The organism is Albimonas sp., from assembly GCF_055129145.1.
The window spans coordinates 1-12,764 of sequence record NZ_JBSRTQ010000069.1 but is presented as its reverse complement, the minus strand read 5'-3'; the positions used below and the strand labels follow the sequence as shown (position 1 = coordinate 12,764).

The 12,764-nt window shown below is 69.0% G+C and carries 12 protein-coding genes; 2 read left to right on the top strand and 10 right to left on the bottom strand.

Annotated elements, in window-relative coordinates; genetic code table 11:
- The first annotated feature begins 157 nt into the window (after nt 1-157).
- Entirely contained in the window at nt 158-1,135 is a 978-nt protein-coding gene (locus tag ACTB72_RS12160; RefSeq protein WP_463037258.1) for an NAD(P)H-dependent flavin oxidoreductase, read from the top strand.
- A gap of 121 nt (nt 1,136-1,256) precedes the next feature.
- On the opposite strand, the gene ACTB72_RS12155 is transcribed toward ACTB72_RS12160, so the two are convergent.
- From ACTB72_RS12155 to ACTB72_RS12120, 8 genes are all read right to left on the bottom strand, one after another.
- The gene (locus ACTB72_RS12155; protein WP_463037257.1) at nt 1,257-2,552 is read right to left on the bottom strand and encodes an NAD(P)/FAD-dependent oxidoreductase; all 1,296 of its coding nucleotides are present in this window, start codon (nt 2,550-2,552) and stop codon (nt 1,257-1,259) included.
- Nucleotides 2,549-3,310, bottom strand: a complete 762-nt coding sequence (locus ACTB72_RS12150) for a DUF1028 domain-containing protein (RefSeq protein ID WP_463037256.1) — start codon at nt 3,308-3,310, stop codon at nt 2,549-2,551. The genes ACTB72_RS12155 and ACTB72_RS12150 overlap by 4 nt, the downstream gene beginning before the upstream one ends.
- Before the next feature lie 13 nt (nt 3,311-3,323).
- Nucleotides 3,324-4,706: an amidohydrolase family protein gene (locus ACTB72_RS12145; RefSeq protein ID WP_463037255.1), complete on the bottom strand. Its 1,383-nt coding sequence runs from the start codon at nt 4,704-4,706 to the stop codon at nt 3,324-3,326.
- The gene (locus ACTB72_RS12140; RefSeq protein ID WP_463037254.1) at nt 4,703-5,527 is read right to left on the bottom strand and encodes an ABC transporter permease; all 825 of its coding nucleotides are present in this window, start codon (nt 5,525-5,527) and stop codon (nt 4,703-4,705) included. The genes ACTB72_RS12145 and ACTB72_RS12140 overlap by 4 nt, the downstream gene beginning before the upstream one ends.
- Nucleotides 5,527-6,363 carry an ABC transporter permease gene (locus tag ACTB72_RS12135; RefSeq protein WP_463037253.1) on the bottom strand — a complete coding sequence of 279 codons (837 nt, stop codon included), beginning with the start codon at nt 6,361-6,363 and terminating at the stop codon, nt 5,527-5,529. The genes ACTB72_RS12140 and ACTB72_RS12135 overlap by 1 nt, the downstream gene beginning before the upstream one ends.
- A gap of 94 nt (nt 6,364-6,457) precedes the next feature.
- Nucleotides 6,458-7,591 (bottom strand): ABC transporter substrate-binding protein, encoded by a 1,134-nt coding sequence (locus tag ACTB72_RS12130; protein WP_463037252.1) that lies wholly within the window; start codon nt 7,589-7,591, stop codon nt 6,458-6,460.
- Nucleotides 7,592-7,654: 63 nt separating this feature from the next.
- A complete protein-coding gene (locus ACTB72_RS12125; RefSeq protein WP_463037251.1) occupies nt 7,655-8,725 on the bottom strand; it encodes an ABC transporter ATP-binding protein in 1,071 nt (356 codons plus the stop codon).
- Between the two features lie 167 nt (nt 8,726-8,892).
- Entirely contained in the window at nt 8,893-9,789 is an 897-nt protein-coding gene (locus tag ACTB72_RS12120; protein WP_463037250.1) for a LysR family transcriptional regulator, read from the bottom strand.
- Between the two features lie 105 nt (nt 9,790-9,894).
- Between ACTB72_RS12120 and ACTB72_RS12115 the strand changes: the two genes are divergently transcribed.
- Nucleotides 9,895-10,833, top strand: coding sequence for an N-carbamoyl-D-amino-acid hydrolase (locus tag ACTB72_RS12115; protein ID WP_463037249.1), 939 nt, complete (start codon nt 9,895-9,897; stop codon nt 10,831-10,833).
- Nucleotides 10,834-10,848: 15 nt separating this feature from the next.
- Here ACTB72_RS12115 and ACTB72_RS12110 read toward each other — a convergent pair whose 3' ends face one another.
- The gene (locus ACTB72_RS12110) at nt 10,849-11,334 is read right to left on the bottom strand and encodes a MaoC family dehydratase (protein ID WP_463037248.1); all 486 of its coding nucleotides are present in this window, start codon (nt 11,332-11,334) and stop codon (nt 10,849-10,851) included.
- A gap of 25 nt (nt 11,335-11,359) precedes the next feature.
- Nucleotides 11,360-12,487: a CaiB/BaiF CoA transferase family protein gene (locus ACTB72_RS12105; protein ID WP_463037247.1), complete on the bottom strand. Its 1,128-nt coding sequence runs from the start codon at nt 12,485-12,487 to the stop codon at nt 11,360-11,362.
- Nucleotides 12,488-12,764: the final 277 nt, after the last annotated feature.

The window sequence follows — 12,764 nt, the reverse complement described above, 5'->3', positions numbered from 1 at the left end:
TGAAGCGTGTCAACAAGACCGGCCCCGCCCGCCCCGGCCCTTCGCCGAAACCGCGCGGCGCCGATGGACGCGCCGGGTCCGGTCGTGGTGTATTCCCGCGCCGGCGCCGCGGCCCGCGCGCCGACCCAATAAACAGAACCTCCAAGGGAGAGACCCGATGAAAACCCGCATCACCGAACTGCTGGGCATCCGGCACCCGATCATCCAGGGCGGCATGCATTATGTCGGCTTCGCCGAGCTGGCGGCGGCGGTGTCCAATGCCGGCGGGCTCGGCGTCATCACCGGGCTGACCCAGAAGACGCCCGGCGACCTCGCCAACGAGATCGCCAAGTGCCGGGACCTGACCGACAAGCCCTTCGGCGTGAACCTGACCTTCCTGCCGACCGTCTCCTCTCCCGACTATCCCGGCTACGTGAAGGCGATCATCGAGGGCGGCGTGACGGTGGTGGAGACGGCGGGCCGCAACCCGTCCGAGGTCATGCCCTACCTGAAGGACGCCGGGATCAAGGTGATCCACAAATGCACCTCGGTGCGCCACTCGCTGAAGGCGCAGAGCATCGGCTGCGACGCGGTCTCGGTCGACGGGTTCGAATGCGGCGGGCATCCGGGCGAAGACGACATCCCCAACATGATCCTGCTGCCGCGTGCGGCGGACGAGCTGGAGATCCCCTTCGTCGCCTCGGGGGGCATGGCCGACGCGCGCAGCCTCGTCGCAGCCCTCGCGATGGGGGCGGAGGGCATGAACATGGGCACCCGCTTCATCGCCACCCAGGAGGCGCCGGTGCATCAGCGGGTGAAGGAGGCCATCGTGGCGGCGTCCGAACTCGACACCCGCCTCGTCATGCGATCCCTGCGCAACACCGAGCGGGTGCTGAACAACGGCGCGGTGGAGCGGCTGATCGAGAAGGAGAAGCGGCTCGGCGCCGACCTGAAATTCGAGGACATCATCGATGAGGTCGCCGGGGTCTACCCGAAAATCATGATCGACGGCGACATGGAGGCCGGGGCCTGGTCCTGCGGCATGGTCGCGGGCCTGATCCACGACATCCCGACCTGCGAGGCGCTGATTTCAGGCATCATGCGCGACGCCGAAGCCATCGTGCGCAGCCGGCTCGAAGGCATGTTCGCGGCCTGATTTGAGGGGAGGCGGCGGCGCCTCCCCCATTTGTTGCGCAATGGCGGGTTCGCACCCGCCCTACCTTTCGGAACCGCTGCAACGCATCGTAGGGCGGGTGCGAACCCGCCATTCCCCCCGCTCAATCCCGGCGCCGGTCCTGCAGGGCGTCGAGCAGCGCGCTCCACCTGGTCACCACGGTCGCGGCGAGGGGCGCGAAGGCGCGGAACGGCACCTTGGGGAAATCGAGGCCATCGAAGGCGGTTTCGGCGTCCGGGCGCTCCAGGATCTTCAGCGCCAGCTTGCGGCCGAAATAGAGGCTGCGGGTCACCCCCGACCCGCAATAGCCGCCCGCATACCACACGCCGTCGATCCGCCCGAGATGGGGGGCGTGGTCCTGCGTGTAGGCGATCTTCCCGGTCCAGAGATGGGAGAACTTCACCCCCTCCAGCTGCGGGAACACCCGCGTCGCCGCGGCCCGCACGGCCTTGGATCGCCGCGCGTCGCTGCCGTTCATCGGCCCGATGCGGCCGCCGAAGATGAAGCGCCTGTTGTCCGGCGTCGGGCGGAACCACATGAAGACCCGGCGGTTTTCGCCGAAGGCCCGGCCCGTCGGCGTCAGCTCCCCCATCATGTTGGCCGACAGCGGCTCGGTCGCCGCCACCCCGGTCAGGATCGGCACGACGCGGGGGCCGAGGGGCGCGGTTTCGGACCCGCCATAGCCGTTGGTGGCCATCACCACGTCGCGCGCCCGGATCACGCCGTCGGAGAGCTTCACGGACACGCCCTGCCCGTCTCTGGCGAGGCCCAGCACCGGGGAATGCTCGAAGATCATCGCGCCGGCGTCTTCGGCGAGGCGGGCCAGCGCCTCCACCAGCAGGCGGGGCTGGATCATGCCGTCGCGCAGATAAACCACGCCGCCGCGGTAGAAATCCGAACCGATCTGGTCGTGCTGACGTTCGCGGGGGACCATTTCGTAGGGCAGACCCACGGCCTTGTTCAGCCGCTCGCATTCCCGGGCGGTGGCCTCGTAGCTCGCGGTCGTGGGCGCGCCGCGAAAACGGCCGGCCATGGTCAGGGCGCAGTCGATGCCCTCCTCGGCCACGAAGGTCTCGAATTCGTCGAGCGCGGTCATCCCCTCGGCCATGATCCGCGCGGCGCGGTCGGGCCCGTAATGGGCGGTCAGACCGGCCATGCCGAGCTTGTGGAAGCTCGGCCCCACCATGCCGCCGTTGCGCGAGGAGGCGCCATGGCCGAGGTCCCGCCCCTCCAGCACCGCCACCGACCGGCCGCCGCGGGCGAGCTCCAGCGCCACCCGCAGCCCGGTGAAGCCGGCGCCGATGACGGCCACGTCGACCGTCGCGGGGCGCGGATGGGCGCGGGGGACATAGGCCGCGCGGCCGTCGCGCCAGTAGATCCGGGCGGCTTCGGCGGTCACTCGGTCAAGGTCCAGGCGTTGCGCCGACGCTCGGCCGGGAAACGGTCGTCAAGGCCCAGCGCATGGATGCGCGCGACGGAGGCCTCGAACAGCGCCCGGCTGACCGGCACCGTGTCGGGCTGGAGCATCACCGCGCGCAGCCGCTCGCCCCGCGCGCCCCATTCGGCGTGAAGTTTGGCGAGGTCGCCGACCGCGTCGCCGTCGGCGAGGTCGACGCGCAGGTCGCAGGTGTCGATCTCATGCGGGCCGGTGACGCGCAGGGCTGCGGAGAGCAGAACATCCCCGACCTCGCCCCCCGCCTCGCGCCCCGCGATCAGGGCGGCGAGGAGGCGGTCGGAGAGGTCGGCGGCGGGATCCGCCCCGAAGGCCGCGGCCATGGCGGCGGGCACGTCGGGGTTATCCAGAATATTGCCCAGCGCCAGGCAGTCCGGCCCGGCCGAATGGGCGTAGATCGAATACATGGCGCGTCCGTGATGCACCGCGACGCGCCCCTGCGCATCGATCACCCCGACCTGACGCCATTCGATGTCCGGCGTCGAGTCGCAGATCGCGCTCAGCGCGGTCTCGGCGTCGTCGCCCTCCGCCAGGCGCCGCACGCCCAGATCGCGCAGCCGGCTGTCGGTGCGGTGCTGGCTGAGCACCCCGCCCTTGCCGTGCAGGAGCCCCACGCAGCGCGAGCCGACGGCGAGGTCGGAGGTTGTGATCGCGGCCCCGAAGGCCCCGGTGCGGGCGCAGCGCCCGACGATGGAGAAGGTCATGGCAAGCTCCCGTTCAGCCCAGATCGTCGAAACGCGGCAGGGGGACGTCATGTCCCTCCGCCTCGAACTTGCGCCACATCGACCGCGTCGCGGCCTGGGCCTCGTCGACGGCCTCGCCCTCGTCGATTGTGGTCAGGCGGCGGTCGCGCATCAGGAAGCGGCCGTCGACCATGGTGTCGGCGACCAGCCCCGGATGCCCGTAATGCACGAGGTTCGAAATGGCCGAGACCGCGGGCGCCATGGTCGCCTGCCGCAGGTCGATCATCGCCAGATCCGCCTTGGCCCCCACCGCGATGCGCCCCAGATCGGGCCGGTCGAGCGCGCGCGCCGCGTTGACCGTCGCGTAGTCGAACACCCGCCCCGGGGAGGGGCGGACCGACCGCCCCCAGGCCCCGCGATGCAGGGTCATCGCGGATTTCATCGACTGGAACATGTCCTCGGTCATGTTGTCGGTGCCCAGCGCGATGTTGATGCCGGCTTCCTGGATCGCCTTGACCGGGGCCGGATGCGGCCCCTTGGCGGACATCGAGGCGGGCGAATGGATGAAGTGGACGCCGCGGCGCGCCAGGATCTCCACATCGCCTTCGGTGCAGAAGGTCCAGTGCACCGCGAGAAGGTCGTCGCCCAGAAACCCGTTGCGCTCCAGATATTCGGTGGAGGTGCAGCCGTGGAGTTTCTCGACCTGCTCCTTCTCGGAGATGATCTGGCTCAGATGGATGGTGCGCCGCAGCCCGTGCCGCGCCGCCAGCCGGTTCACCTCGCCCAGCATCCAGGGCGAGCAATTGTCCGGCCCGTGGGCGGCCATCATCACCCGGACCCGGTCGTTTTCGGAACCGTGAAACCGCTCGATCAACGCCTCGGTCCGCTCCACGAAGGTCTGGCCGAAGTCGCGGTCGAAACGGTAAGTCCCGCGGCCGACTTCGGTGGTGACCGCGTCCGCGCAGCTCTCGGCCAGCCACAGGCGCAGGCCCGACGCGGCCATGGCCGGCGCGTAGTCCGCGACATGGCGCAGGGGATCCACCAGCGTCGTGGTCCCCGACCGGATCGCCTCGGCGCAGGCGAGGCGCGCGATGGCGGCGCGCTCCGGCCCGGTCAGCAGATACGAGACCGGGACCATGTACTGATAGACGAGGTTGCCCTCGATATCCTCGATGGTCCCGCGCAGCGCTAGCAGCACGGCGTGGGTATGGGCGTTGATCAGCCCGGAGATGATCAGTTTTCCGGCGCAGTCCACCGGCTCGAAATCCGCGAAGTCGGTCCCCTCGGGCGGGCCGTCGAGCACGGCGACGATGCGGTCGTCCTCGATGGCGAGGGTGGCGGGGCGGACCTGCGGGCCGTCGGTCCCCGCCTCCCCCGGCAGCGCGCAGGGGGCGCCGGTCAGCAGCAGGCGGCTCATGACCGGCGGATCGCGACCAGGCCGGCGATCGCCAGCGTCACCAGAACCAGGACGGTCGCCACCACCGCGATGGTCGGGTCGATATTGTCCTGGATGCCCTCCCAGATCAGCTTGGGCAAGGTCTCGACCCGGCGCACGGTGATGAAGAGGACCGACACGATTTCGTCGAAGCTGACGATGAAGGCGAAGATCGCGCCGGTCAGCATGCCGGGGCGCGCGGCGGGAACCACCACCTCCCACACCGTCACCCAGACCGAGGCGCCGAGCGAGCGGGCCGCCTGCGGCAGCTTCGGATCGAGGTTCGCCAGCGCCGCGAAGACCGAGATCGACACGTAAGGCAGCGCCAGCAGCGTGTGGGCGAGCACCACGCCGGTCCAGGTGTCGATCAGCCCCAAGGTCACCCAGAAGCGGTAGAAGCCGAGCGACTGCACCACCGGCGGCACCAGGATCGGCACGATCAGGATCCAGCGCGCGATGGTCGCGGCGCGGTTCCCGAGGAACCAGCAGCCGATGGAGAAGGCCGCCCCCAGCACGGTCGCGAAGAAAGCCACCGCCAGCCCGACGAGGATCGAGTTGAACGTCCCCCACAGCCAGCGGGCCGAGGTGAAGTAGCTCTCGTAATGCTGCAGCGACAGGGCGTTCTTGGGCAGGCCGATATAGGAGGTGTCGGTCAGCGACACGGGGATCACCACCAGGATCGGCAGGGCGAGGAAGGCGGCGATCAGCCAGCCGCCCGTGCCCATGAAGATCCGGAAGATCGAGGCGGGGCCGCCGGGGACGGTGTCGGGGGCGCTTTTGGCGGCGGCGTGGGGGGCGCTCATCAGCTCCGCTCCAGCAAGGCGCTGCGCAGGTTCACGAAGCGCGCGGCGATGGCCAGCACCAGGGCGGTGGCGACCAGCAGCGCCACCGAGATGGCGGTGCCCAAGCCCCAGTTGAGGAATTCCTGGATCTGGTAGGTGACGTATTCGGAGACCATCAGCACGCGCCCGCCCCCCAGCAGCGCCGGCGTCACGTAGAAGCCGAGGCTCAGCACGAAGACCAGCAGCGCGCCCGAAGCGACGCCCGGCAGGGTCTGCGGCAGGTAGACCATGCGGAAGGCGGTGAACTCGGACGCGCCGAGACCGCGGGCGGCTTCCGTGAAGGCCCGGTCGATGCCGCGCATGTTGGCCATCATCGGCAGCACCGCGAAGGGCAGCATGACATGGACCATGGCCAGCACCACGCCGAATTCGTTGTGCATCAGGCGCAGCGGCGCATCGATGATCCCGGCGTCGCGCAGCGTGTCGTTCACGAGGCCCGAGCGGCCGAGCAGCACGATCCAGGCGAAGGACCGGATCAGCACCGACACCCAGAACGGCAGCAGCACCATGGCGATCAGCAGGGGCCGCGCCCGGCGCACCACATTGGTCAGCGCATAGGCGCAGACATAGCCGAGCAGCACGCAGATCACCGTGGTGGTCGCGGCGACGCGGAAGGTGATGACGAAGCTGGTGGTGACCGCCTGGCTCTCGGACGCTTTCACGTAGTTGCCGAAGCCCATGACCGGCTCGGTCACCGAGATCGCCCAGATGTTCACCAGCGGCCAGATGTAGAAGATGATCATCACGGCCAGCGCGGGCGCCGCCAGAAGCCAGTATCGCGCCTTGTCGGTGGTCATGCTCGGGTCCTGGGCTGGGAATTCGGGGAGGCGGAGAGGTCGGGGCGCGCCCCCGGCCGCGCGGGCCGGGGACGGGATCAGGATCGGGCGCGGATCAGTTGATCAGCGCGTTGACGTATTTCTCTTCCGCCGCGATCTGGTTCTTGGCGTACCATTCGTCGTTGTAGAGGATCTGGGTGGCCACGTTCTCGGGCGAAGTCGGGTTCCAGGCCGCGAATTCCTCGGACACCAGCGGCGCCGCGGCGGGGTTGATCGGGGCCGAGCCGATCAGCTCGAACCACTTCACCTGCAGGGCCGGATCCTGGGCGAAGGCGATGAACTTCATCGCCTCGTCCTTGCCGGCGGGGTTGTTCTTGGGCACGACCCAGGTGCCCGGCGACATCACGCCGCCGTCGAAGGTCACCGAGAACGTGCCCTCCTCCATCTCGTCCTTCAGCAGGTGGGCGCGGGTCGACCAGATGTTGCCCATCGACACCTCTTCCTGCAGGAACAGGTTCTGGCTGTCGGAACCCGAGCCCCAGACGATGACGTTGTCGCGGATCTTGCGGAACTGGTCGATGGCGGCGTCGATTCCGTCCTCGGTCGACAGCACCTCATAGACGTCCTCGAGCGCCACGCCCTGGGCCATGGTCGCGCATTCCAGCTGGCCGCGCACGGCCTTGCGGAAGGTGCGCATGCCGGGGAAGTCCTTGACGTTGAAGACGTCCGCCCAGTTCTGCGGCACGGCGTCGCCCAGCATCTTGGGGTTGGTGGCGAGCACATACGAATAGACGTAGTTGCCGCAGCCGAACTCCCAGTCGGTGCCCTTCATCAGCTTGGCGCGGTCGACGATGGAATAGTCGATCGGCGCGGTCATCCCGGCCTCGCCGAGGATGATCGCCGAGCCGGGGCCGGAGTCGCACACGTCCCAGACCACGGCGCCGCTCTCGACCATGGCGCGGATGCGGCCGGCGGACGGGCCGGAGCCGTCGATCACCACGTCCATGCCGGTGGCGGCCTTGTAGGTCTCGCCCAGCACTTCCTTGATGATGTCGGCGGCCTGGCCGCCCCAGTTGACCAGCACCAGCTCCTTGGCCTGCGCGTTGGCGCGGCCGAAGCCGACGGCCGGCAGCACGCCCAGCGCGGCCATCGCGGTCAGCAGGCCGCGGCGGGTCAGACGGCCTTCGCGGAAGCGGTGCGCGGCGATCTCGGCGAGCTCAATGCTCATCTCGTTGTCATGGTCGGACATCGGGGTGGCTCCTTGTCGGTGGAAGGGGGGCGGCTTCTGGCGGCCGGTGGTTGGGCTTGCAGCTCAGGCGTCTTCGAGGAACACGCAGGCGTCGCGGTCCCAAAGAAGGGAAACGGGCAGGTCGCGCTCGGGATGGATCCCGGCCTTCCAGGTCGGACGCGACACCAGCAGGGGGCCGAGCGTCTCGGTCTCCACGATCAGCTGGGCGCGCTCGCCAAGATAGGAGATCTGGGCGACGCGGCCGGCGACGCCCGACGCGCCGGCTTCGCCCAGCACGATCCGCTCGGGGCGGAGCGCGACGCGGGCGGCGGCGCCTGAGGGCGGCGGGGCGTCGGAGGCGATCTCGACCGAAGCGCCGCCCAGATCGCAGGTGGCGCCGCCAGGGACATGGCCGGTCACGGTCACATCCAGAAAGTTGGATTTGCCGAGGAAGTTCGCCACGAAGCCGGTGCGCGGGCGATTGTAAAGCGTCTCGGGGTCGCCCGCCTGCTGGATCTTGCCGCCCGAGAGGATGACGATGCGGTCGGACATCGACAGCGCCTCCTCCTGATCGTGGGTGACATAGATGAAGGTCACGCCCAGTTTCTCATGCAGCGCCTTCAGCTCCCACTGCAGATCGGCCCGAAGCTTCTTGTCGAGCGCCGACAGCGGCTCGTCCAGCAGCAGCACCTGCGGACGGAACGACAGCGCGCGGGCGAGCGCGACGCGCTGCTGCTGGCCGCCGGAAAGCTGGGAAGGCATGCGGTCGGCGAAGGCCCCCATCTGCACCAGGTCGAGGCATTCGGCGATGCGCGCCGCCATCTCGGCCTTGGCGACGCCGCGGACCTTGAGCGGGAAGCCGACATTCTGCGCCACGGTCATGGTCGGGAACAGCGCGTAGCCCTGGAACACCATGCCGAAGCCGCGCTTTTCGGGGGGCAAGGAGGTGATGTCGGTCCCGCGCAGCGCCACCTTGCCGGCGGTCAGCTGGGTGAACCCCGCCACCGCGGTCAGCAGCGTGGTCTTGCCCGAGCCGGAGGGGCCGAGCAGCGTGAGGAACTCGCCCTCCGCCACGTCCAGGTCGACATGGTCGAGCGCATGGGTCTCGCCATAGCGCTTCATCGCATCTCGGATCGACAGGATCGCGTCGGTCATGGGGCTCCGGGTCCGGTTTTGGTCTGCGGACGCAACCGCTCGGCGCCCGTCGCGCAGAAGATGACCACAGCGGCCGCATCATGCAGAAATAAAAAACACAGGCGAGGGAATAGCCCAGGATTATAGCTTCACCTCCGACGCCATGTCATTCCGGGGACGCAGCGCGGTCACAGCCGGGGCGTGTCCGCCACGAATTCGCTGAACCGGGTCTGGAACAGCAGCGCGAGGTTGGGCGTGGGGAACAGGGTCGAGGTCAGGGCGTAGACCTGAAGCGGAATGTCGGGGACGGTGCGCCGCGCGGCGACGCCGGGAATGTCGCGGCCCATCAGGGCGAAGTCGTCGACCAGCGCCGCCCCCAGCCCGCCCGCCACCAGGTCGAGCGCGGTGGTGGTGTGGCGCACTTCGCAGAAATGCCGCCGCTCCAGCCCCTCGGCCGCGAAAGCCGCGTCGATGGTGCGCCCCAGCGGCGTGTCGATCGCGTAGGAGATATGGGGCACGTGGTTGAGGTCGGTGATCTTGATCCGTTCGAACAAGGCCAGCTCATGGGTTTCGGGCAGCGCGCAGACCAGCCGCCCTTCGGCCAGTTTCTGCACCGAAAGCCCGACCTGACGGGGGCGGGTGATGCTGAGTCCGAGATCCGCCTCGCCCGACAAAAGCCGCGCCGCGATCTCGTCCACCGTGCCGACCTCGAACGAGATCCGCACCTTGGTGCGTCCACGCAGGAAGGCGCCCAGCGCGCGGGGCACGATCCCGTGGCCGAGCGAAGGGGTGGCGATGATGGCGAGCTTGCCGGCCTCGCCGCCGCGCAGCTGCTCGACCAGCCCGCCGATGCGCTTCTGCTGGCGGAACAGGTGGCGCGCCTCGTCGGCGATGTGCAGCGCCTCGCGCGTGGGCGTCAGGCGGCCGCGTTCGCGGATGAACAGCGGAAAGCCGATCAGATCCTCGGTATGGCGGATCATGTTCGACACCGCGGGCTGGGAGATGCCGAGCGATTCCGCCGCCATCGCCGTCGTCCCCATCTCGATCACGGCGCAGAGGACTTCCAGGTTGCGGGCCTTGAGCATGGCAGGTTGATAACCTCGGATTATTCGATGGGGGCGCTTTCTGATTTCTGGATAATGCCCCGGCTGGGTATCGGTAAAGCCGCAATGCCAGAAGGAGAGCTCGCCATGAGCCGCAGGGAAGTGTTCGCCGTCGCCCAGATGGGCCCGATCCACCTCGCCGACGACAAGGCCTCGGCCGTCGCCCGGCTGGTGGAGATGCTGCGCGAGGCGCATGGCCGCGGCGCGCGCTGGGTGACGTTTCCGGAGCTGGCGCTGACCACCTTCTTCCCCCGATACGTCTACGACGACCCCGCCGAATACGACCGGTTCTACGAAGAAGGCCTGCCCTCCCCCGCCATGGTCCCACTGTTCGACGAGGCCAGGCGCCTCGGCGTCGGCTTCTATCTGGGCTATGCGGAAAAGGCGGTGGAGGGCGGCGAGACGCACCGCTTCAACACCTCGGTGCTGGTGGCGCCCGACGGGGCGATCCTCGGAAAATATCGAAAGATCCACCTGCCGGGCACCAGGGATCCCATCGGGGATCTGGAATTCGAGCATCTCGAAAAGCGGTATTTCGAGGTGGGCGACCTCGGGTTTCCGACCTTCGCCACGCCGTCGGGCCGCTTCGGCATGTGCATCTGCAACGACCGCCGCTGGCCCGAGACCTTCCGCACCATGGCGCTGCGCGGGGCGGAAGTGTTCATGCTCGGCTACAACACCCCCACCCGCAACATCCATCACCCCGAACCCGCCCATCTGCGCGAGTTCCACAACCGGCTGTCGCTGGAATCGGCGGCCTATCAGAACGGCGCCTGGGTGATGGCGGCGGCGAAATGCGGGGCGGAGGACGGGTTCGCGATGATCGGCGGCTCGGCCATCGTGGCTCCGACCGGCGAGACCGTCGCCCGCTGCGTGTCGGAGGAGGACGAGGTCATCGCCTACGCCTGCGACCTCGACCTGGGCGCCTATATCCGCCGCTCGGTCTTCGATTTCAAACGCCACCGCCGGCCCGAGCATTACGGGCCGATCACCGGTCAGGTGGGCGTCGAGATCCCGGAGGACTGAGCCGGCGCGTCCCGCTCAGGCGGGGCGCTTGCGGATCAGGTATTTGTGGAAACCGTCCATGACCATTTTGCCCTCGTGGTTATGGACGGTCGCCCGGCAGGTCATCACGCCCGTCGACCGTCCCGGCGTCAGCTCGGTGATCTCCAGCTGCGGATAGAGCGTGTCGCCGGCATAGACCGTGCCCAGAAATTTCGAGCCCTGCTCGAGGAAAGCCACCAGCGCATCCCCCATGACATGCGGCAGTTGGCCAGCCCCGGCGCAGGTCTGGATCACCACCTGATAGCCGTGGGCGAGCAGCTCCCGGTGGCCATGCGCCTTGCACCAGTGGCGGTCGTAATGGATCGGGTGATTGTCTCCTGAGGCCAGCTGGAAGGCGGAGAAGAGGGCGTCGGTCATGGTGCGGGACGGGATGTAGAAGGTCTCGCCGACCTCGTAATCCTCGAACCAGCGTGTCGGGCAGAGCTGGCGGGACATGGGATCGATGGCGTCGGTCTCGGTCATCGGGGGCTCCTGGCGGACGAAAAGGTCAAAGATCCAGCCCGAATTCGGCGGCGAGCCGCGCGGTGTCGGCGCCGGCGTCGGGCGAGACCGCGTCGAAGGGCTGGCGCGACGGCGTGCGCGGGGTCGGAAGCATGATCTCGCCATAGGCGCGCTCGGGCGCCGCGCGCATCGCCTGCACCTGCGGCTCGGCCAGCCAGTCGCCGAAATCGTTGACCGGGCGGGCCATGACGCCCTCGGCCTGAAGCCGCGCGCTCCACGCATCGGCGGTGTCGGTGACGAAGACCGCGTCCATCGCCGCGCGCAGATCGGCCACATGGACGTTGCGCGCCGCGAAGGAGCCGTAGCGCGGGTCGTCGAGCCACTCGGGCCGGCCGAGCGCCCGGCAGATCGCGGCCCATTCGGTTTCGCGCACCAGAGTCAGGGCGAGGTTGCGGTCCGACGCCATGTAGATCCCGGCGGGCGGGTTGATGTTTTCGGACCGGCCGCCGGTGATGACGTATTCGAGGATCTTGGGCCCCATCAGCGCCGCCGCGGTCTGGGTCAGCGAAATGTCGAGGCGACGGGCGACCCGCGGCCCTTCGGTCGGATAAAGCGCCGCCAGCGCGGCCTGGGCGGCGTAGAGCCCGGTCACCGCGTCGATCAGCGGCTGGCCGGAGCGGACCGGGCGGCCCTCGATATCACGGGTGATCGACATCATGCCGGTGAACGCCTGCGCATAGGTGTCGACCATCGGGTCGGCGGCGCGCGGCCCCTCCAGCCCGAAGCCGGAGATGGTGAGGTAGACGATGCCGGGGTTGAGCGCGCGCACCGCCTCGAACCCCAACCCCATTTTCTCGGTCACGCCAGGCCGTCCGCTTTCGATCAGCAGGTCGGCCCGGGCCGCAAGCTTCAGGGCGGCGGCCTGCCCGGCGAGGGATTTGAGGTCGAGGGTCAGGCTCTCCTTCCCGCGGTTGTAGTAGAGCGAGAAGGCGGTGGCGCCGGGTTTCTCCGGGTTGGCGGGGGCGCCCAGACCGCGGATCCAGTCGCCCGCGGGCGGCTCGATCTTGATGACGCGGGCGCCGTGCTCGGCCATCGCCATGCCGCAGGCGGGCCCGGCGATGCCCTGGGAAAGGTCGACGACCAGCCGACCGGCGAGCGGCATGGCATCGGTCATGGCCGCATGCCGCCCGAAGAGCCGCCCGTGCGCGAGTGCGTGGATGTCATGGTCTTCCTCCCCGTCGCCGCTGGCGCGCGCCGGTTTGACCCGACGGCGGCCGCGTGCTTGTTCTATGTCTGACAGTCGGGCCGACCATAAGGACCCGGCGCGTGGGGAGGCAAGCGATGCGAGACGACGGAGAGCTCGGCGCCGGCGATTCGGCGGGCGGGAGAGCGGGCGAGGCCGACGCCCGCGCCGCCCTGATGCGCGACGCCTGGCGCAGGCATGGCTGGCG

Excerpts from the sequence above, each read along its gene's own strand:
- ACTB72_RS12160 (WP_463037258.1), top strand. The coding sequence starts at position 158 with ATGAAAACCCGCATCACCGAACTGCTGGGCATCCGGCACCCGATCATC.
- ACTB72_RS12150 (WP_463037256.1), bottom strand. The coding sequence starts at position 3,310 with ATGACCTTCTCCATCGTCGGGCGCTGCGCCCGCACCGGGGCCTTCGGG.
- ACTB72_RS12145 (WP_463037255.1), bottom strand. The coding sequence starts at position 4,706 with ATGAGCCGCCTGCTGCTGACCGGCGCCCCCTGCGCGCTGCCGGGGGAG.
- ACTB72_RS12140 (WP_463037254.1), bottom strand. The coding sequence starts at position 5,527 with ATGAGCGCCCCCCACGCCGCCGCCAAAAGCGCCCCCGACACCGTCCCC.
- ACTB72_RS12135 (WP_463037253.1), bottom strand. The coding sequence starts at position 6,363 with ATGACCACCGACAAGGCGCGATACTGGCTTCTGGCGGCGCCCGCGCTG.
- ACTB72_RS12130 (WP_463037252.1), bottom strand. The coding sequence starts at position 7,591 with ATGTCCGACCATGACAACGAGATGAGCATTGAGCTCGCCGAGATCGCC.
- ACTB72_RS12125 (WP_463037251.1), bottom strand. The coding sequence starts at position 8,725 with ATGACCGACGCGATCCTGTCGATCCGAGATGCGATGAAGCGCTATGGC.
- ACTB72_RS12120 (WP_463037250.1), bottom strand. The coding sequence starts at position 9,789 with ATGCTCAAGGCCCGCAACCTGGAAGTCCTCTGCGCCGTGATCGAGATG.
- ACTB72_RS12115 (WP_463037249.1), top strand. The coding sequence starts at position 9,895 with ATGAGCCGCAGGGAAGTGTTCGCCGTCGCCCAGATGGGCCCGATCCAC.
- ACTB72_RS12110 (WP_463037248.1), bottom strand. The coding sequence starts at position 11,334 with ATGACCGAGACCGACGCCATCGATCCCATGTCCCGCCAGCTCTGCCCG.
- ACTB72_RS12105 (WP_463037247.1), bottom strand. The coding sequence starts at position 12,487 with ATGACCGATGCCATGCCGCTCGCCGGTCGGCTGGTCGTCGACCTTTCC.